Annotated in this window: 19 protein-coding genes; all 19 read left to right on the top strand. The window is 63.6% G+C overall.

The window, feature by feature from the left end; genetic code table 11:
* The first annotated feature begins 66 nt into the window (after positions 1-66).
* The 19 genes from AN401_RS06895 (at position 67) to AN401_RS06805 (ending at position 19,572) form a co-directional block, all read left to right on the top strand.
* A complete protein-coding gene (locus tag AN401_RS06895; RefSeq protein ID WP_096778884.1) occupies positions 67-1,089 on the top strand; it encodes a GGDEF domain-containing protein in 1,023 nt (340 codons plus the stop codon).
* A gap of 178 nt (positions 1,090-1,267) precedes the next feature.
* On the top strand, positions 1,268-1,687 hold the full coding sequence (rbsD, locus tag AN401_RS06890; protein ID WP_094039729.1) for a D-ribose pyranase: 420 nt from the start codon (positions 1,268-1,270) through the stop codon (positions 1,685-1,687).
* A gap of 7 nt (positions 1,688-1,694) precedes the next feature.
* Positions 1,695-3,197 carry a ribose ABC transporter ATP-binding protein RbsA gene (rbsA, locus tag AN401_RS06885; protein WP_096778883.1) on the top strand — a complete coding sequence of 501 codons (1,503 nt, stop codon included), beginning with the start codon at positions 1,695-1,697 and terminating at the stop codon, positions 3,195-3,197.
* Positions 3,194-4,162 carry a ribose ABC transporter permease gene (rbsC, locus tag AN401_RS06880; protein ID WP_096778882.1) on the top strand — a complete coding sequence of 323 codons (969 nt, stop codon included), beginning with the start codon at positions 3,194-3,196 and terminating at the stop codon, positions 4,160-4,162. Before rbsA ends, rbsC begins: the two co-directional genes overlap by 4 nt.
* Before the next feature lie 32 nt (positions 4,163-4,194).
* Complete coding sequence (rbsB, locus tag AN401_RS06875) at positions 4,195-5,076, top strand: ribose ABC transporter substrate-binding protein RbsB (protein ID WP_094039732.1); 882 nt, start codon at positions 4,195-4,197, stop codon at positions 5,074-5,076.
* A 170-nt stretch (positions 5,077-5,246) separates the two neighbouring features.
* Positions 5,247-6,158, top strand: coding sequence for a ribokinase (rbsK, locus tag AN401_RS06870; RefSeq protein ID WP_096778881.1), 912 nt, complete (start codon positions 5,247-5,249; stop codon positions 6,156-6,158).
* Entirely contained in the window at positions 6,158-7,177 is a 1,020-nt protein-coding gene (locus AN401_RS06865; RefSeq protein WP_096778880.1) for a substrate-binding domain-containing protein, read from the top strand. The genes rbsK and AN401_RS06865 overlap by 1 nt, the downstream gene beginning before the upstream one ends.
* A gap of 36 nt (positions 7,178-7,213) precedes the next feature.
* Complete coding sequence (locus AN401_RS06860) at positions 7,214-8,089, top strand: DMT family transporter (RefSeq protein ID WP_096778879.1); 876 nt, start codon at positions 7,214-7,216, stop codon at positions 8,087-8,089.
* 66 nt (positions 8,090-8,155) lie between these two features.
* A complete protein-coding gene (locus AN401_RS06855) occupies positions 8,156-9,073 on the top strand; it encodes a LysR family transcriptional regulator (protein WP_096778878.1) in 918 nt (305 codons plus the stop codon).
* Between the two features lie 117 nt (positions 9,074-9,190).
* On the top strand, positions 9,191-10,222 hold the full coding sequence (locus tag AN401_RS06850) for a TRAP transporter substrate-binding protein (protein WP_198401828.1): 1,032 nt from the start codon (positions 9,191-9,193) through the stop codon (positions 10,220-10,222).
* Positions 10,203-10,754 carry a TRAP transporter small permease gene (locus AN401_RS06845; protein ID WP_198401827.1) on the top strand — a complete coding sequence of 184 codons (552 nt, stop codon included), beginning with the start codon at positions 10,203-10,205 and terminating at the stop codon, positions 10,752-10,754. The genes AN401_RS06850 and AN401_RS06845 overlap by 20 nt, the downstream gene beginning before the upstream one ends.
* Positions 10,751-12,037, top strand: coding sequence for a TRAP transporter large permease (locus AN401_RS06840; protein ID WP_096778876.1), 1,287 nt, complete (start codon positions 10,751-10,753; stop codon positions 12,035-12,037). Before AN401_RS06845 ends, AN401_RS06840 begins: the two co-directional genes overlap by 4 nt.
* Positions 12,034-12,783, top strand: a complete 750-nt coding sequence (locus AN401_RS06835) for a M15 family metallopeptidase (protein WP_096778875.1) — start codon at positions 12,034-12,036, stop codon at positions 12,781-12,783. Before AN401_RS06840 ends, AN401_RS06835 begins: the two co-directional genes overlap by 4 nt.
* Positions 12,784-13,156: 373 nt before the next feature.
* On the top strand, positions 13,157-13,906 hold the full coding sequence (locus AN401_RS06830; protein WP_094037851.1) for an efflux RND transporter periplasmic adaptor subunit: 750 nt from the start codon (positions 13,157-13,159) through the stop codon (positions 13,904-13,906).
* On the top strand, positions 13,903-15,219 hold the full coding sequence (locus AN401_RS06825) for an efflux RND transporter periplasmic adaptor subunit (RefSeq protein ID WP_094037852.1): 1,317 nt from the start codon (positions 13,903-13,905) through the stop codon (positions 15,217-15,219). Before AN401_RS06830 ends, AN401_RS06825 begins: the two co-directional genes overlap by 4 nt.
* Complete coding sequence (locus tag AN401_RS06820; protein ID WP_198401826.1) at positions 15,216-17,312, top strand: efflux RND transporter periplasmic adaptor subunit; 2,097 nt, start codon at positions 15,216-15,218, stop codon at positions 17,310-17,312. Before AN401_RS06825 ends, AN401_RS06820 begins: the two co-directional genes overlap by 4 nt.
* 151 nt (positions 17,313-17,463) lie before the next feature.
* Positions 17,464-18,009, top strand: a complete 546-nt coding sequence (locus tag AN401_RS06815) for a GNAT family N-acetyltransferase (RefSeq protein WP_157772167.1) — start codon at positions 17,464-17,466, stop codon at positions 18,007-18,009.
* An 85-nt stretch (positions 18,010-18,094) separates the two neighbouring features.
* Positions 18,095-18,634, top strand: coding sequence for a phage tail protein (locus AN401_RS06810; protein WP_094037854.1), 540 nt, complete (start codon positions 18,095-18,097; stop codon positions 18,632-18,634).
* 62 nt (positions 18,635-18,696) lie between these two features.
* Positions 18,697-19,572 (top strand): sulfotransferase family protein, encoded by an 876-nt coding sequence (locus AN401_RS06805; RefSeq protein WP_198401825.1) that lies wholly within the window; start codon positions 18,697-18,699, stop codon positions 19,570-19,572.
* The last annotated feature ends 48 nt before the right edge of the window (positions 19,573-19,620 follow it).

The raw sequence follows: 19,620 nt of genomic DNA, 5'->3' as shown, positions 1-19,620 counted from the left end.
AATTTGTGGCGACAGCCAAAAAAACCATCATCCCGAACGACCGGCCGGCGCCGGCGGGCTGCCGCCATGAGCGATGACGACCTGACGCCGGAGCTGGAGCGACTGCGTTCCCTGGAAAAGACCCTGCAACTGGCGCTGGATATCGTCAGCGACGGCATCTGGGACTGGGACCGGCTCACCGGCCGGGTACGGCGCAGCGCCCGCTGGTACCTGATGCTGGGCTACGAACCCTTCAGCCTGCCGGAAACAGTGGACACCTGGCTCGGGCTTATCCATCCCGACGACCACCCCGCCACCATGGCCGCCATGCAGCGCTACCTGGACGGCGAGGCCCCCCTGTTCAGCGCCCGCTACCGCTTTAAAAAAGCGGACGGCGACTATATCTGGCTGCAGGACAAGGCCCGATTCGTGGAATACGACGAGCACGGCGAGCCGGTGCGCATGCTGGGTGCCCATCAGGACATCCACCTGCAGGTACAGGCCGAGGAAGAGCAACGCCGCGAGCAGGCCCATCTGGAGCAATTGAACCGGGAACTGGAGCGGAAAGTGCAAGAGCGCACCCGGGCACTGGCCGACGCCAATGCCGCCCTCGCCCGCCAGCTCACCCTCTCCCGCGAGCAGGCCCGCACCGACTACCTCACCGGCCTGTTCAACCGTCGCCATTTCGACCAGATGCTGACCGAGGAGTGTCGCCACCAGCAGCGGGACGCCGCCCTGGTGCTGCTGGATCTGGACTACTTCAAGGACATCAACGACCGCCATGGCCACCAGACCGGGGATCTGGTGTTGCAGGCCATTCCCGCCCTGCTGCGCCCCCACCTGCGCCAGGCCGACCTGCTGGCCCGCTGGGGCGGCGAGGAGTTCATCCTCTGGCTGCCCGACACCGGCGGCCCGGACGCGGTGCGCCTGAGCGAGCGCCTGCGCCATACCCTGGCCGAAACCCGCTTCTGTCACGACATCCACCTGACCGCCAGTTTCGGGGTCGCCGTCTGCCGCCCGGGCGACGCCATCCAGCAGGTGCTGCGCCGCGCCGACGCCTGCCTCTACCAGGCCAAGCGGGAAAGGAACAAGGTGGTGGGGGAAGAATGACGCCCCCGCCTGACCCCGGGTTCCACTTTTTTGATCCGCCTCGCAGTTCCGTCACTTTTTGCTAACCAATCCGGAAATTTCCCCTACAATCTCTCCATCGAATCGATTGCGTAACCGTTTCGCTCGCAATTTCAGGTTAATTTTCGGGGCTCTTCGGCCCCTGAAACAAGGCGGTACCGTGAAGAAAATCCCTCTGCTGAACAGCCATTTATCCGCCCTGGTGGCAGGACTGGGCCACACCGACGAGATTACCCTGGCCGACGCCGGACTGCCCATTCCCGCCGGGGTCGAGCGTATCGATCTGGCGGTGCGCCCCGGCCTGCCCGGACTGGAGGACACCCTGGCGGCCCTGCTCACCGAGCTGCAGCTGGAAGCCGTGGTACTGGCGGAAGAGATCAAGCAGGCCAGCCCCGAGCTGCACCAGCGACTGCTGGATCAGGTGGCCGGGGCGGCCGCGGCCCAGGGCCGGGACATAACGGTCGGCTATGTGGCCCATGAGCAGTTCAAGCGGCAAAACGGCCACAGTCGGGCGGTGGTGCGGACCGGCGAATGCACCCCCTACGCCAATCTCATTCTGCGCGCCGGCGTGCCCTTCTGAGGTGAGCATGGAACCCATATTGTCTCTTACCGGCATCGACAAGGCCTTTCCCGGGGTCAAGGCGCTGGATCAGGCCGGGCTCAAGGTGTATCCGGGCCAGGTGATGGCGCTGATGGGTGAAAACGGCGCCGGCAAGTCCACCCTGATGAAGGTGCTGACCGGCATCTACCCGCTGGACGCGGGCGAGATCCGCTACCGGGGCCGGCCCTGTGATTTCAGGGGGCCGCGCGAATCCCAGCAGGTGGGCATTGGCATCATCCACCAGGAACTGAACCTGCTGCCGGAGCTGACCATCGCCGAGAACATCTTCCTCGGCCGGGAGCCGGTCAACGCGGTCGGCAAAATCGACTGGCGCCGGCTCTACGCCGACGCCCAGGCCCTGCTGGACCGGCTGCAGATCCGCCACTCCCCCAAGACCCGGGTCGGCGACTTGAGCATCGGTGCCCAGCAGATGGTGGAGATCGCCAAGGCGCTGTCGTTCGAGGCGGCCGTCATCATCATGGACGAGCCCACCGACGCCCTCACCGATACCGAAACCCGGGCCCTGTTCCGGGTGATTGAAGAGTTGCGCCAGGCCGGTTGCGGCATCGTCTATATCTCCCATCGCCTCAAGGAGATCTTCGAGATCTGCGACCGGGTGACGGTGCTGCGCGACGGCAAGTGGATCGGCGAGGAGGCGGTGGCGGACATCGACGAGGACCGCCTTATCGAGATGATGGTGGGCCGGCGGCTGGACGAGCAGTACCCGCGCCTGGCCGTGCCGCCGGGGCCGGTGGTGCTGGAAGTGGGCGGCTTGTGCGGCGCCGGGGTGAAGGACGCGGGTTTCTCCCTGCGCCAGGGCGAGATCCTCGGCTTTTCCGGGCTGATGGGCGCCGGCCGTACCGAGCTGATGAAACTGTTGTGCGGCGCCCTGCCCCGCACCGCCGGCAGCGTGCGGCTGGCGGGCAGGCCCTATCATGCCAAAACACCCCAGCAGGGGCTGGCGGCGGGCATTGCCTATATTTCGGAAGACCGCAAGGGCGACGGTCTCATCCTGGGGCTGTCGGTCAAGGTCAACATGAGCCTGTCGGCCCTGGCCGAACTCAGCCGGGGGCCGCAGCTCGATCACGACGCCGAGTGCACCGCGGTGGACGACTTCATCCAGCTGTTCAACATCAAGACCCCGGGCCGGGAGCAGCTGATTGGCAATCTCTCCGGCGGCAACCAGCAGAAGGTTGCCATTGCCAAGGGCTTGATGACCCGTCCCCGGGTGCTGATCCTGGACGAGCCCACCCGCGGCGTGGATGTCGGCGCCAGGAAGGAAATCTATCAGCTTATCAACCGATTCAAACAGGAAGGCATGGCCATTCTGCTGGTGTCATCCGACATGCCGGAAGTATTGGGCATCTCGGACCGTATTCTGGTGATGCGCGAAGGCCGCATCAATGGCGAATTCCCGGCCCTCGGGGCCACCCAGGAACAACTGCTGGCCGCCGCCGTCGGCCAGGCTCAACAAGAGGTAACCCCATGAACGCCCCCGCTATCAACCCCGGCCGCCGCTGGTTCAGCAAGGAATGGCTGATCGCCCAGAAATCACTGATTGCCCTGCTGGTGCTGATCGGGGTGGTGTCCATGCTGAGCCCCAACTTCTTCACCCTCGACAACCTGTTCAACATACTGCGCCAGACCTCGGTGAACGCCATCATCGCCGTGGGCATGACCCTGGTGATCCTCACCGCCGGCATCGACCTCAGCGTGGGCTCGGTACTGGCCCTGTGCGGCGCCTTCGCTGCCACCATGGTGTCGATGGAATACTCCCTCTTCGTCACCCTGCCGGTGGTGCTGCTGGCCGGCTTCCTGCTCGGCGGGGTGAGCGGTGTCATCGTCGCCAAGGGCCGGGTGCAGGCCTTTATCGCCACCCTGGTCACCATGACCCTGCTGCGCGGTGTGACCATGGTCTATACCGACGGCCGGCCCATCTCCACCGGTTTTTCCGACCAGGCGGATCTGTTCGCCTGGTTCGGCACCGGCTATGTGTTCGGCATTCCGGTGCCGGTATGGCTGATGGCCATGACCTTCCTCGGCGCCTGGTACCTGCTCAACCACACCCGCTTCGGCCGCTATATCTACGCGGTGGGCGGCAACGAGGCGGCGGCGCGGCTCTCCGGCATCAACGTGGCCCGGGTCAAGATGGGGGTCTACGCCCTCTGCGGTATGCTGTCGGCGCTGGCGGCCATCATCGTCACCAGCCGGCTGTCCTCGGCCCAGCCCACCGCCGGCACCAGCTACGAGCTGGACGCCATCGCCGCCGTGGTACTGGGCGGCACCAGCCTGGCCGGCGGCAAGGGCGCCATCATGGGCACCCTGGTAGGGGCGCTTATCATCGGTTTTCTCAACAACGCCCTCAACCTGCTGGACGTCTCCTCCTACTACCAGATGATCGCCAAGGCCTCGGTGATCCTGCTGGCGGTGCTGGTGGACAACAAGAACAAGTAACCCTACGCAACACAAGAGAAGGAAGCCGAACCATGAAAAAACTGACCACCCTGCTTGCCACCGCGCTCGTCGGCACCACCCTGACCGCCGGCGCCTACGCCCAGGACACCCTGGCGCTGGTGATCTCCACCCTCAACAACCCCTTCTTCGTCACCATGAAGGAAGGGGCCGAGCAGAAGGCGGCCGAACTCGGCTACAACCTCATCGTGCTCGACTCCCAGAACGATCCCGCCAAGGAGCTGGCCAACGTGGAAGATCTGAACGTGCGCGGCGCCAAGGTGCTGATGATCAACCCCACCGACTCCGATGCCGTGGCCAACGCCATCCGCCTGGCCAACCGGGCCGGCCTGCCGGTGCTGACCCTGGACCGCGCCGCCGGCCGGGGCGAGGTGGTGTCCCATATCGCCTCCGACAACGTGGCCGGCGGCAAGATGGCCGGCGATTTTATCGCCGAACGGCTGGGGCATGACGCCAGGGTCATCCAGTTGGAAGGCATCGCCGGCACCAGCGCCGCCCGCGAGCGCGGCCAGGGCTTCGCCCAGGCGGTGACCGAGCACGGCTTCAGCCTGATGGCCAGCCAGCCCGCCGACTTCGACCGCACCAAGGGCCTGAACGTGATGGAAAACCTGCTAACCGGCAACCCGGACGTGCAGGCGGTGTTCGCCCAGAACGACGAAATGGCCCTGGGCGCTCTGCGCGCCCTGCAGGCCGCCAACAAGAAAGAGGTGCTGATCGTCGGCTTCGACGGCACCGAAGACGGCATCAAGGCGGTGGAAGGAGGCCGCCTGGCGGCGACCATCGCCCAGCAGCCCGACGCCATCGGCGCCATCGCGGTGGAAACCGCTGACAAGGTGCTCAAGGGCGAGACCGTGGCCGACCATATCCCGGTTCCGCTGCAGGTGATCAGCCAGTAAGATGGCCGGCGTCCCTTCGTCACCCCCGCGCAGGCGGGGGTCCATGGGGCCTCCTTGGCACGCTGCAACCGCCCCCTGGATGCCCGCCTGCGCGGGCATGACCATGAATGCGGCCGACAGTATCCGGAATAACCAAACCCGCCTTAGCCAAGGCACAGAAGGTAACAACCATGACCCTGACCGTAGCAGGCAGCATCAATATCGATCATGTGATAAGGCTGCCCCAGTTTCCCCGCCCCGGTGAAACCCTCACCGGCCGCGATTACCGCATTGTGCCCGGCGGCAAGGGTGCCAACCAGGCGGTGGCCGCCGCCCGCGCCGGCGCGGCCACCCGCTTTGTGGCCTGCGTGGGCGAGGATGCCCTGGCCGGCAGCCTGGTGGCCGGCTTTGCCGCCGACGGCATCGACACCACCGCCATCGACACCGTGGCGGGCGTCAACACCGGAGTGGCCCTTATCCAGGTGAACGACGCCGGCGAAAACACCATTGCCCTGGCGGCCGGCGCCAACGCCGAACTGACCCCGGACCGGCTGGCGCGCCACGCCGAGGCACTGCATTGCAAACAGCTGCTGTTGCAGCTGGAAATCCCGCTCGACACCAACCTGGCCGCCGCCCGCGCCGCCAAGGCCCGGGGCGCCCGGGTGGTGCTCAACCCCGCCCCCGCCCGGGCCCTGCCGGACGAACTGCTGGCCCTGGTGGATCTCATCACCCCCAACGAAACCGAAGCCGAGCGGCTCACCGGCGTGGCGGTAAACGACGACGCCGGCGCGGCCGCCGCGGCCGGGGCGCTGCATGCCAAGGGCATCGCAGTTGTCATCATCACCCTGGGCGCGCGCGGCGTCTGGCTGAGCGAACAGGGCCAGGGCCGGCGGGTGCCGGGCTTTTCGGTGCAGGCGGTGGACACCACGGCGGCGGGCGACACCTTTAACGGCGCCCTGGTCGCCGCCCTGCAGCAGGACCGGCCGCTGGCCGAGGCGGTGCGTTTTGCCCAGGCGGCGGCGGCCATTTCGGTGACCCGCCCCGGCGCCCAGACCTCGGTGCCCTACCGGGCCGAGATCGAGGCCCTGCTGGAGCAACACTGATGGCCACCATCAAGGACGTGGCCCGGCTTGCCCGGGTCTCCACCTCCACCGTCAGCCATGTGCTGAACAAAACCCGCTTCGTCAGCCCCGAGATCACCGCCCGGGTGGAACAGGCGATAGAAGCCCTGCACTATGCCCCCTCGGCCCTGGCACGCAGCCTCAAGGTCAACCAGACCCGGACCCTGGGCATGCTGGTCACCGCCAGCGCCAACCCCTTTTTTGCCGAGGTGGTGCAGGGGGTGGAGCAGCGCTGCTTCGAACTCGGCTACAGCCTGGTGCTGTGCAACACCCTGGGCGACAAGGCCCGGCTCAACGCCAGCATGGAAATGCTGCTGCAAAAGCGGGTGGACGGCGTCATCGTCATGTGCACCCAGGCCCATTTGGGCGCCGGGGTGTTTGAACGCTACCCCAGCGTGCCCCTGGTGCTGGCGGACTGGGGCCCCATGGATCTGGAGGCGGATCTTATTCAGGATTCGGGCCAGCGGGGCGGCCGGCTGGCCACCGAACACCTGATCCGCCTTGGCCATCGCCATATCGGCTGCATTACCGGCCCCATGGGCAAACGGGCGGCGGAGGAACGGCTGGCGGGATTCAAGGCCGCCATGGCACAGGCCGGCCTGGCGGTGCGCCCCGAATGGATTGCCGAGGGCGACTTTGAGCTGACTGGCGGCAAGGCGGCCATGGCCCGGCTGCTGGCAGGCAATGAGCGCCCCACGGCGGTGTTTGTGGGCAACGACATGATGGCGGTGGGTGCCCTGCGCGCCCTGGCCGATGCCGGGCTGAGCGTGCCACAACACATGTCCCTGGTGGGCTACGACAATATCGAGCTGGCCCGCTACCTGGTGCCGGCGCTCACCAGCATAGAGCAACCCAAGGCCGGCCTGGGCGCCCTGGCGGTAGACACCCTGCTGGCCCGCATCCGGGCGCCGGACAGCCCGCGCCGTGTACTGACCCTGGCCCCGGAGCTGGTGGTGCGGGACAGCAGCGCGACGCTGGCCATTCCCCGCCGGCTTGGGTAGCATCGCTGCTTTGCCGGCCACTAATGACTCCAGGTTATGGACCACCACCAGAAAGGACTGCTGCTCACCGCCCTGGGGGTGCTGATCATCTCCCCCGACGCCCTGTTGCTGCGCATCATCAGCATCCCCGCCGATCAGCTGGTGCTGTGGCGCGGGCTGCTCAACGTGCTGGGGTTCTGGCTTATCGTGGTGGCCCGCTACCGCCGCCACTGGTTTCGAGCCTACCTGGCCTGCGGCCGGGCGGGACTGGGCTGTGCCCTGCTGTTCACGGTCAGCACCCTGGGCTTTGTGCTCGGCAACCATTTCACCAGTGCCGGCAACGTGCTGGTGATCCTGGCCTCGGCCCCGCTGATCGCCGCCCTACTCAGCCGCCTGTTCCTGCATGAGCGGCTGCCCCTGCGCACCTGGCTGGCCATCGGCGCCTGCCTGGCGGGGATTTCCCTTATCGTGCTCGACGATGCCGGCGAGGGCTCCCTGCTCGGCAATGCCCTGGCACTGATGGCGGCCGTCGGGCTGGCCGGCAACCTGACCCTGGCGCGCAGCCGGCCCGGGGTGGACATGAGCCCCATGCTGACCCTGGGCGGCCTGGGTACCGCCCTGCTGGCCCTGGCCTGGAGCGGCGAGGTGATGCTGCCCGACGCCGCCAACCTGGGCTGGCTGCTGTTGCTTTGCCTGGTGTTGATGCCGGCGGGCTTCACCCTGATCCAGCAGGGGCCCTTGTACCTGCCCTCGGCGGAAGTGAGCCTGCTGCTGTTGCTGGAAACCGTCTTCGGCACCCTGCTAGTGTGGTTGTTTTTGAGCGAGCGGCCCAGCGATCAGGGCCTGCTGGGCGGCGCCATGGTGCTGCTGGCGATGGCGGTGAAAAGCATGCTGGACCGGCGGCAACAAAAAAGCGCCTGCTCCGCTGATTAGTTATCAACAAACTCATACCGCTTTCCCATATCATCCACTCGTAGTCCTTCCAAGGAGACACCGCCAATGTGGAAGTTCAATCCTCGGGCATTACACTACCTTAACGAAGCTGCACGCCAAGGCTCTTTGCGTAAAGCCGCTTCTCGTCTGAACATCGACGCTTCCGCCATCAGCAGACAGCTTGGTCAACTGGAGGAAGAGATAGGGGTGCCGGTGGGGTACCGTTCCGGCCAGGGCTTTACCCTTACTGAGGTGGGTGAAGAACTGATCTCCCTTTATCGCCAACAAAAGGCCAGTGAAGAGGCCACACGTTCAAGAATCGAAGCACTGCAAGAATTGCGGCGCGGCCATGTGACCCTGGCGGTAGGCGAAGGTTTTATTGCTGACCTGATTTCAGCACCCTTACAAAATTTCATGCAGCGTTATCCGGATATCGCCATCACCGTCGAAATGGCCGGAGCCAATGAAGCTGTCAGGTTAATCAAGGAAGACATGGTCGACTTGGCCCTGGTATATGCCCCCCTGCCCGACCCGGATCTGGTATCTCATGTTGCCAGCAGCCAGCCCCTTGAACTGATCACACCGCCGGGTCATCCCCTGACCCGGATAAGACCAGCGGGTATTCATGAGGTACTGGACTACCCCTTGGCCCTTATCGATCAGCAGTTTGGTATGGGCCAGCTGACCCGCTTGGTTGAACAGCTGGAACACATTCGTTTCAAACCACAATTAAAGACCAATTCCGTGGCGGTTCTAAAGAATTTTGTGCTGTCAGGAATGGGGCTGACCTTCATGCCCAGGCTTACCGTACATGAAGAAATCCTGGCGGGAAAAATCACCTGCCTGCCCGCACCACACCCGGTGTTATCCCAAGCAAAAGCCCATATCATCAGCCACAAGGGCAGAGAGCTGACCGTCGCCAGTGAACATTTGCTCAGGCACCTGAGCAACGGAATGTTGTTTTTTAATCAGGACAAATCTTGAAACAAAATATTGCGATGCATTTAATGCAACACTCAACGTATTGAAAAGTCAACGCATCAACACCTACCTTATACGAGCCGAACAAAATCACTATCAAGATCAAGATATGGAGATCACATGATGAAAGTATCCTTTTCTGCCACTCCCCTGACCAAAACGCTGGCCATCCTGCTTGGCGCCGGTAGCCTGATGGCTGCCGGCCTGACTCAGGCCGTCACTATCGATCTGTCCTATAACGGTGCGCCGGATGAAGAAAAAAACGCCGTCCACCTGTTCGCCAGTAACCTGAAACGCCTGGTTGAAGAGAAAACCGGTAGTGAGCTGGAGCTGACTTTGTATCCCAACAGCATGCTGGGTGAAGAAGTACAGCGCATGGAACAGGTCATGGCTGCCCCAGGCTTGAATATCGCCTCCTTCGCCGGCATTTCCCCCCTGTTCCCCGAGATTTATGCCAGTTCCATTCCTTTCCTGTTCAGAGATTTCGACCACGCCCGTCGTTTCTTTGACGAGGGAGAATACTGGAAGGCAGCGCAGCAAGAATTTCAGGATCGTACCGGCACCCAACTCCTGGCGGTAGTGGAAGAAGGGGGCTTCCTGGCCTTCACCAACAGCAAGCGTCCTATAAAAACCCCGGATGACTTCAAAGGATTGAGGTTCCGCGCCATGGATAAAAGCCAGGTAGCGCTGTACGAGGCTTTTGGCGCGTCCGGTACCCCCATCCCCTGGACCGAAGTGTACATGGCGCTTAAAACCAACGTGGCCGACGGACAGATGAATCCCCCCATGTACATCATCCTGGGTAGTCTGCACGAAGTGCAGAAACACCTGACCCTGGCCAATATTCAATACTCCGATCAGTTCCTGGTTGCCAACGGCCAATTGCTTGAGTCACTGACGGACGAACAACGCCAGGCTCTGGAAGAGGCTGTGCAAGAGGCCAACCAGCTCAATCGCGCATCCATAGAAGCCAAGGTGGAAGAGCGGATCCAGTTTCTGGCGGACCAGGGCATGGAGGTTTATCGCCCTTCTGCCGCCGAACTCACCCAGTTCCAGGAAAAAGCCAAGCCATCATATATAAGCTGGCTCAGAGAGCAGAATATCGAACAAAAGTGGATCGACCTCGCCCTGGATGATGCAGCCAAGCGCTGATTTTCCCTCTTTGGATCACCTGTGCAGGAGGCGGCCTGATGGCCGCCCTTTTTTCCCCATGAGAAAACAAATAATTGGTTATCTGAGCCGGACAATAGAGCTGGTCGTCGGCACCCTGGTGCTGACCAACGTGCTGGTGCTGCTTTACGGGGTCGCCGCGCGCTATGTTTTGGGGCGATCCCCTATCTGGATGGATGAATTGTCCCGCTTCCTTATCATAGGCTCCGCCCTGCTGATGGCGGGTGTAGTCTGGATCCGTAATGAACACATGCGTATCGGCCTGCTGGAAGATCTCCTGCCCTCGCCAGTGGCTCGGCTGCTGAAGCTATACCAATGGATGCTCATCCTGGCCGTCAGTGCCGGCTTTTGCTGGTATTCGTGGCATTACGCCTTCTCCGTCGGCCGCTTTACCACCATGGGACTCGGCATCAGCCGGACCTGGCCCGTGTTGAGCCTGCCGCTGGGATTCGGTTTGTTGTTTGTGTTCAACTTGCTGCGCGGCCCCTTCGGCTGCAAGGAAGGTAATTCATGACCCTGGCAATGTTTGCCTCCTTTCTCATTCATGTCCTGCTGGGCCTGCCGCTGTTTATCGCCCTGCTGGTAACGGCCATCGTCGGCTTCATGTTTATCGACCCGTCGATGATCGGCCGCATGGTGCCGCAACAGTTCTTTGGCGGCATCGACGCCTTCTCGCTGATGGCGATTCCCCTCTTCATCCTGGCCGGAAACCTGATGAACAGCGCGGGCCTCACCCAGCAGCTCATGACCCTGGCGCGGGTCATGGTTGGTCACCTGCGAGGAGGTCTTGGCTATGTGAACGTGGTATCGAGCGTGTTTTTCGCCGGGGTCAACGGCTCGGCCGTGGCCGACACCTCCGCCCTGGGCTCATTGCTGGTCCCGGCCATGAAAAAAGAAGGCTATTCCGCCGCCTATGCCGCAGGCCTGACGGCGGGCAGTTCGCTGATAGGTCCCATTATTCCTCCCAGCATCTTCATGATCCTCTACGCCTCCCTCACCAACACCTCGGTGGGTGCCTTGTTCCTGGCCGGCGTTATTCCCGGCCTGTTGCTGGGCCTGGCCTTCATGGCCATGAACTGGATTTATGCCCGCAAGGCACGGTTGCCGGTTTCCGGTCAGCGGCCGACCGTCAGTCTGTTTTTCCAGGCCTTGCTGGGAGCCATACCTGCATTACTGGCTCCCTTTATCATCGTCGGCGGCATTGTCTTCGGTATTGTCACCCCCACCGAATCAGGGGCCCTCACGGTAGCCTACGTGGCCCTGGCAGGCCTGCTTAGCCGTCAGTTGCCGTGGTCCAGGCTATGGGAGGCGCTGGTTGAAACCGCACGGCTAACCAGCGCAATTTTCCTGATCATGGCGGCCTCGGCGGTTATCAGCTGGCTGCTGTCCTACGCGCAGGTCCCCAAGGCCTTTGTGGTACTGTTCGACCCCATTCTCGAGCAACCGGTGCTGGTCCTGCTTTTGCTCAGCCTGATCACCTTTGTCACCGGCATGTTCATGGAAGAGGTATCGGCACTGATGTTACTGACGCCGATTTTTATGCCTGTCGCCATGGCGGCCGGTGTGGACCCGGTACATTTGGGCATCATCATCACGCTGAATATCACTATCGCCCTGATCACGCCACCGATGGGAGCTTGTGTTTTTGTGGCCGCTGCTGTCAGCAAACTGGAAATCACCGAGATGTTCAAGAGCATCTGGCCATTCGTGGCGGTTGCTCTGCTGGTTCTGCTTACCTTGATCCTGTTCCCCTCTTTGGTGCTCTGGCTGCCGGAAATATTAGGAGGTATGGCATGAGTGAGCGTATTCCTCGCTTGAACGATCCCGACTGGAAGCAAGTGTCGACGCTGCCTATCGCAGAAAATCACGAGGACCTGGTTCCCGCCAGCCTGGCACAGGGCACTCTGGCCTGTTATCCGGCCTACTATAAACTCGGCATTCCCAATGCCGTCCCCGAATGTTATATCAGGCGCGAAGTCTATCTGCGCCTGCTGTCAGCGGCCCGCTCCCTGCCGGAAGGCATAACATTGTTGGTGCTGGATAGCTGGCGGCCCTATTCGGTGCAGCAATATCTTTATGACACCTTGTATAACGCCATTGAGCAGCACTGGCCATATAAGTCCGCCGCCGAACTGGAGAAACTGACACGAGAGTTCGTGTCGCTGCCCAGCACCAACCCCAAGGCCCCCAGCCCTCATCTGACCGGGGGCTCGGTTGATGTTACCTTACTCGACAGTAACGGCCTGATGCTGGACATGGGTACGCTTTTTGATGAAGCAACCGCCGGGTCTCACACTGCCGCCTTTGAGGAATTACCCCACCCCGGCCCACACGAGCGCCACATCATTTCCAACCGGCGGTTGCTATATAAAGCCATGACCGAGGCCGGTTTTACCAACCTGCCCAGTGAATGGTGGCACTACGACTTCGGCAACCAGCTTTGGGCCTGGTACAGTGGACGACAACAGGCCTGTTATGGCCCGACCCACCCCGAAAGCCTTGAGAACCGCTGGCGAAAGGAAGTGGATCGCAGGCATGATTAACTCCGGAAAGCGTTTTTCGGAATAAACATCAAAAAACGCCTGCTCAACGAGCGGGCGCACAACTCAAGATATCTACGATCTAAACCCCATCAAGAAACAACAATAAGCTGAATAAATAACTGCTCTGAACAACAGTAGGATCACTACCGCCAGTGCCCGGTCGATGTACTATTAGGATCAGCTATTTAATATCGGTTCGGCAGCAGTAAAAAGTAACACGGGCTCACGCAGTGCGATAACCACATAGAAAGTTTGAGACGCCCCGTCCCGGCCATTGCTATAGCGCCAAGCGCTTTCACTCGAGGTACTCAACCGCTACAATCGAACTCGAACTCAAACGCAGCCACCCCAGTCACAGCAAGGATGCCCCAAGGTGAAGATACCATTCCTGTTTCTACTTTTGCTGCCCGGCCTGCTGCACGCCCAGGACGATCTGCTGACACTATCCCCCCCTCCCGCCGGCAGTGAAGCCCGGGGGGTGATCCGCTCAGCCCATCAGGCGGTACTCTCGGCCGAGCAGGCCGGCCGCATTACCGACATCGGCCATGCCGAAGGCGAGGCCTTCGAGCAGGGCGAGGTGCTGGTGCGTTTCGACTGCAGCGCCTACCGCGCCCAGCTGGATGCGGCCAATGCCGCCGCCCGGGCCGCCACCGAAGAACTCAACCACAATCGCCAGTTGGCCGAACTCAATTCCGTGGGCCGTTATGCCGTATCCCTGGCCCAGGCCAGGCTCGCCCAGGCCCAGGCCGAAGCCCGGGTCTTCCAGGTGCAAGTAGAGCGCTGCCAGCTCAAGGCCCCCTTCAGCGGCCAGGTGGTATCCCGCAAGGTGCAGCCTTTTGAAAGCGTGACTGCCGGTACCCCCTTGCTGGACATCGTGGACAACAAGGCCCTGGAGCTGCACATACTGGTGCCTTCCCGCCGCCTGAACCAACTGGCACCGGGCCAGCCATTCACCTTTGTTCCGGATGAAACCGGCATCCCCCTCGAGGCCCGCATCAGCCGCCTGGGTGCCCGCATCGATGAAGGCAGCCAGACCCTGCTGTTGATCGGCGCCATCAGCGATGCCCCCGACGACCTGCTCGCAGGCATGAGCGGCACCGCCCGTTTCGCGGAGCAGCCATGAACGCTGCTGTCGGCATTCAGGCCGAGCAGGTCTTCGCCCGTTTCCTGACCCTGGAGCAGCAGGCCCGCGACGCCGGGGATACCGAACAGCTGGCCTACAGCCTGGTCAACGACGGCCAGGCCCTGTTCGGCTTTCGCCATGCCGCCCTGCTGCTCAACGGCAAGGTCCGGGCCGTCACCGGCATCAGCGTGGTCGATCCCCATGCCCCCTTCGTGGCCTTTGTGGAGCAGGCCCTGGCCCAGTTGCAGAAAACGGCCCGGGATAACCAGCCCCAGGTGGTGGATCCGGCCCGGCTCAACGAGCAGAGTCGGGCCGACTGGCAGCAGTTGTCGGCACCCCATGCGTTCTGGCTGCCCCTGCTCGACTCGCAGCAACGGTCATTCGGAGGGCTCTGGCTGGCCCGCGAGCAGCCCTGGACACCGGCCGAGCAGACGCTGTTGCAACAACTCGGCCATTGCTACGCCCATGCCTGGTTGGCGCTGCAACCCAGGGCCCGCCATCGCCGCCGCCGGCGGCCCTGGCTGCTGGTGGCCGCGACCGCCGTGCTGGCGGCCATGCTGGTCCCGGTACGCCAGTCGGTGCTGGCGCCGGCGGAGGTGATACCGCTCAATGGCCAGGTGGTGGCCGCTCCGCTGGACGGCGTGATCACCGAGTTCCTGGTGCAGCCCAACCAGCCGGTGGCCGCCGGCGATCTGTTGTTCACCTTCGACGATACCAGCCTGCAGGCCCGGGTCGACGTGGCCGAGCGCACCCTGGCGGTGGCCCGGGCCGAATACCGGGCCAACGCCCAGCGCGCCTTTGCCGATGCGGAATCGGGATCCCGGCTGGAGCTGCTGGCGGCCCGTGCCGAGCAGAAACAGGTGGAACTCGAGTACGCCCGGGATCTGCTGGCCCGCAGCCAGGTCCGAGCCCAGCGCGACGGCATCGCCGTGTTTGCCGATCCGGAGCGCTGGCTGGGCAAGCCGATCAGCACCGGCGAACACCTGATGGTCATTGCCGATCCTGCCCAGGCGAGGCTGCGGGTGGATCTGGCGGTGGGCGACGCCATCGATTTGCCTGCCCGGGCCGAGGTCGTACTCTTTCCCGACAGCGATCCGCTCAACCGCCATCCGGCGGTGCTGGCCCATTCCGCCTACGAGGCGCAACTGACCGACGCCGGCCAGCTCGCCTACCGGCTGGATGCCCGCTTTGCCGGCCAGCCGCCGCGCCTGGGCGTGCGCGGCACCGCCAAGCTCCATGGCGAGCGGGTGCCGTTGGGGCTCTATCTGCTGCGCCGGCCGCTGGCGGCATTGCGCCAGGCGGCCGGCCTATGATGCTGCCCTCCCTGCGCCCCGATTTGCAGTTGTCGACGGCCAGCCCCGAGCATGACGGTTCGCCGCGCTGGACCCTGGCCGATCCGGTACGCGGTCGCTATTTTCACCTGGGTGCCGGCGCCATGCGCCTGCTGCGCCACTGGTCCCTGGGCCGGGCCGAGCTGGTGCTGGCCGCCGCCAATCGCGAGCCGGGCCTGCCACTGCAGGGCGGCGATCTGGAGCAACTGCTGTATTTTCTGCGCAGCCACGATCTGGTGGCCGCCACCGATCCGGAACAGCGCGGCAGCTATACGGCCAAGGCGGCGGCCCAGCGGCGCAGCCTGTGGAGCCGGGTACTGCACCAGTACCTGTTTTTTCGCATTCCGCTGTGGCGCCCCGATCCCTTCCTCAACCGCACCTGGCCCTGGCTGGCCCGCCATGGCGGCTGGCTGCTGCGCCTGGGGCTGCCGCTGGTGCTGCTGCTCGGCATCTTTCTGGTCAGCCGGGACTGGTCCCGCTTCGTGTCCACCTTTCCGCACCTGTTCAGCCTGGGCGGCATGGCCGCCTTCGCGGTGGCACTGGTATTCGCCAAGTTCTGCCATGAACTGGGCCATGCCTATATGGCCAAGCGCGCCGGTTGCCGGGTGCAGAGCATGGGGCTGGCGTTCATGGTGCTGTTTCCGTTGTTCTACACCGACGTCAGCGACGCCTGGCGGGTCAACCACAAGGGCAGCCGGCTGCTGATCGGTGCCGGCGGCATGCTGGCCGAGCTGTTGCTGGCCGCCCTGGCCCTGCTGGCCTGGTCGCTGTTGCCCGACGGCCCGCTGCGCACCGCCGCCTTCCTGCTGGCCAGTGCCACCTGGATCACCACCCTGGTGGTCAATCTCAACCCCTTCCTGCGCTTCGACGGTTATTTCCTGCTGAGCGACCTGTGGGGCGTGGACAACCTGCAGCAACGGGCCTTCGCCCTGTGCCGCTGGCGCCTGCGCGAGGCCCTGTTCGGTTATGGCGAGGCAGCACCCGAACCCCTGCCCCCCCGGCTGCAGAAGCGCATGCTGGGGTGGGGCTATGCCGCCTGGTTGTGGCGCGCGCTGCTGTTTCTCGGCATCGCGCTGGCGGTATACCACCTGTTCTTCAAGCTGTTGGGCATCATACTGATGGTGGTGGAGCTGGCCTGGTTTATCGCCCTGCCGGTACTGCGCGAGCTGGGGGAATGGTGGCGCCGACGGCGGCAGGCCCGGCCGGTGCGCGGCCTGCTGGTGGCGGGCCTGCTGCTGGCCGGGCTGGCCCTGCTGCTGTATCCCTGGCGTAGCCAGGTCAGCATGCCGGCCATGCTGGAAGCCGCCGCCAGCAGCGCCCTGCATGCCCCCTTTCCGGCCCGGGTAAAGGCGGTACTGGCGCACAACGGCCAGCAGGTCAAGGCCGGCGATCTGCTGCTGGAGCTGATCTCGCCGGACCTCGACTACCAGCTGCAGCTGGCCCGCCGGGAAATCGACCTGCTGCAGTGCCAGTTGCAGCGCCGTTCCGCCCTGGCCGACACCGCCGCCGACAGCAGTGTGCTGGAGCAGCAACTGGCCCAGGCGCTGGCGGAATATCGCGGCCTGCAGGCCCAGCGGCAACGGCTGCAGCTGCGCGCACCCCTGGACGGGACCCTGCATGATATGCCGCCCGATCTCGAACCCGGGCGCTGGCTGGCTTCCGGGTTGCGTCTCGGTACCCTGGTGGCGCCCGGTGCCCGCCTGCGCGGTTATCTTGCGGAAACCCGGCTGTGGCGGCTGGAAGCCGGCATGCAGGGACGCTTTATCGCCGACGACCCGTCCCGCCCGGCGCTGGCGGTGACCCTGGAGCAGATAGATACCGTGGGCGCCAACTTCCTGCAGCAGGAAGCGCTGGCCTCCGACCGGGGCGGCCCCATCGCCGTGCACCGCAACCGCCAGGGCCGGGCCGAACCCCAGGGGGCCCACTATGCCGTGCGCCTGCGCCCGGACGATACCCACCCCCCCCTGCGGCAGCCTCAGCGCGGGGTGGTGGTGATCGATGGCCGGAGCGAGTCCTGGGCGAGCTCCGTTTGGCGGCGTGTTGCCGCCATCGGGGTGCGCGAAAGCGGGTTCTGATCGCCGAGGCCCATCGCCCTGTTTTATCCGCCCTTATCCATAGCGAATATTTTTGTCGCAGGTGACAACCTGGCGGGTATGGACTAAAGTAGGCGAATAATGAATCAGAGCCAAATGCGTAACATTGGCCAATGCACGGATGCAACACACCATGTACAAGGACAGCACGATCGAGCTTGTTTCGATCTCTCGCGGGGATCTCCCCTTTCTCCAACAGCTGTACGCCAGCACCCGCGCCGATGAGGTCGCGGCGGCCGGCCTGCTTCCGGCCGTTGCCGGGGCTTTCCTCGAACAGCAGTTCCAACGGCAGCACCATCATTACCAAACCCAATTTCCGCAGGCGCATTTCTGGCTGGTGCATTGCCAGGAGAACCCCGTGGGACGCTTCTATCTGCGGCATACCCCCGAGCATTTCCACCTGATAGACATCAGCCTGCTGCCGGCCTACCGCGGGCGGGGCATAGGCCGGCTCCTGCTTACGGAATTGCTGGCCACGGCCGATCGGCAAGGTTTACCCATCCGGCTCCATGCCAACCGCGACGATACGGTGTTCCATTGGTACCAAAGACTGGGCTTCGGCATCACCGGCAGCCAGGGGCACTATCACGCCATGTGCCGCATGCCGTCCTCGCCACCGGCAAGTCCTCCCACCGGTCGGCTGTACCGGGCCCTGTCACGGCAGGAGAGCCACACCTGACAGCCGAATGACCAAGCCGTCATCTTCATATGGCAAGCTTGATCCGATGTTCCATCACCCTTTATCCACAGCAAGGAGCAATCAAATGGACCCTTTTATCGGAGAAATCCGCCTGGTCGCCTTTAACTTCGAACCCGAAGGATGGGCCTTTTGCGATGGCCGGGAATTGCCGGTCAACCAGAACCAGGCACTGTTTTCCCTGTTGGGATACAGCTACGGCGGCAACGGCAGCACCACCTTTGCCCTGCCCGATCTGCGCGGCCGCAGCCCGGTCGGCATGGGCACCGGCCCGGGCCTGAACCCGGTCAATCTGGGGCAAAAATCGGGACAGGAAACCGTGACCCTGACCAACGCCCAGATGCCGGCGCATAGCCATACCATTTCCGTCGCCGGCAGCGTATCGGAACCCGTGAATGCCCCCACGCCGGCCAATAACGTGCTGGGTGCGTCGGGCGGGGGTCAGGGCAGCGCCACCATCTGGTCCAACAGCCTGAGCAATCCCGTCGCCATGTCCCCCGAGCAGGTAGGGATGGCCGGAAGCAGCCAGCCGGTGAATATCCGCAACCCTTACCTGGGCTCGAACTACATCATTGCGCTGCAGGGGATCTACCCCACCCGCGCCTGAGGTGATTGCGCATGGTCGGCCTGGCCGGCCATGCCATGGTTTATTCAAGGAGGAAAAACGGCTTGAACTCCCACCCCGCCTTTCATTTTATTTCCGGCCTGCCCCGCTCGGGCTCCACCCTGCTGGCCGCCCTGCTGCAGCAGAATCCGCGTTTCCACGCGGGCATGACCAGTCCGGTGGGCAGCCTGTTTTCCTCCATGCTTAACCAGTTCGGCGCCGGCAGCGAGTTCGGCCCCGTCATTACCCAGGCGCAGCGTAAACGGCTGCTGCAGGGGCTGTTTTACAACTACTACGCCGAGCTGGGCGGCTCGCCGGTGATTTTCGATACCAACCGCCTCTGGTGCAGCAAGCTGCCGGCCCTGATGGAGCTGTTTCCCGACGCCAGGGTGATCGCCTGTGTGCGCAATGTGGCCTGGGTGATGGACAGTATCGAACGTCGCTACCGGGCCAATCCGTTCGAAAACACCAAGCTGTTCAGCGATGAAACCGAACGCAACACCGTATACAGCCGGGTCGATACCCTGGCCCAGCGCAATCGTCTGGTGGGGTTCGCCTGGGCGGCACTCAAGGAAGCCTATTACGGCGAACATGCCAAATCGCTGCTGCTGGTGGAGTACGACCTGCTGGCCCAGGCCCCGGAGAAAGTGTTGCGGCTTATCTATGATTTTATCGGCGAGCCCTACTTCGAACATGATGTAGAGCACCTGCATTACGATGCCCCCGCCTTCGATCAGGCACTGGGCCTGGCCGGACTGCACAAGGTCAGGCCCAGGGTCGCCCTGGAGCCGCGGACGACCATTTTGCCGCCGGATCTGTTCGAGCAGTACGCCAACCTCGATTTCTGGCGCAGTGCCCGGCACAGCGCCGCCAATGTGATCAGGGCCAAAGAGGCGGGATCGCCTCAACCCAATGGAACCCAAACCAGTATGCCGGTGTGATGGCCGGCAATGCCGATGCAATTGCGCGAACGTGGCAAGGAGAACGAC

The organism is Zobellella denitrificans (genome assembly GCF_002407485.1).
Taxonomy (GTDB): Bacteria; Pseudomonadota; Gammaproteobacteria; order Enterobacterales; family Aeromonadaceae; genus Oceanimonas; species Oceanimonas denitrificans.
The sequence above is the reverse complement of the archived record's forward strand: the minus strand, read 5'-3'. Positions and strand labels throughout refer to the sequence as shown.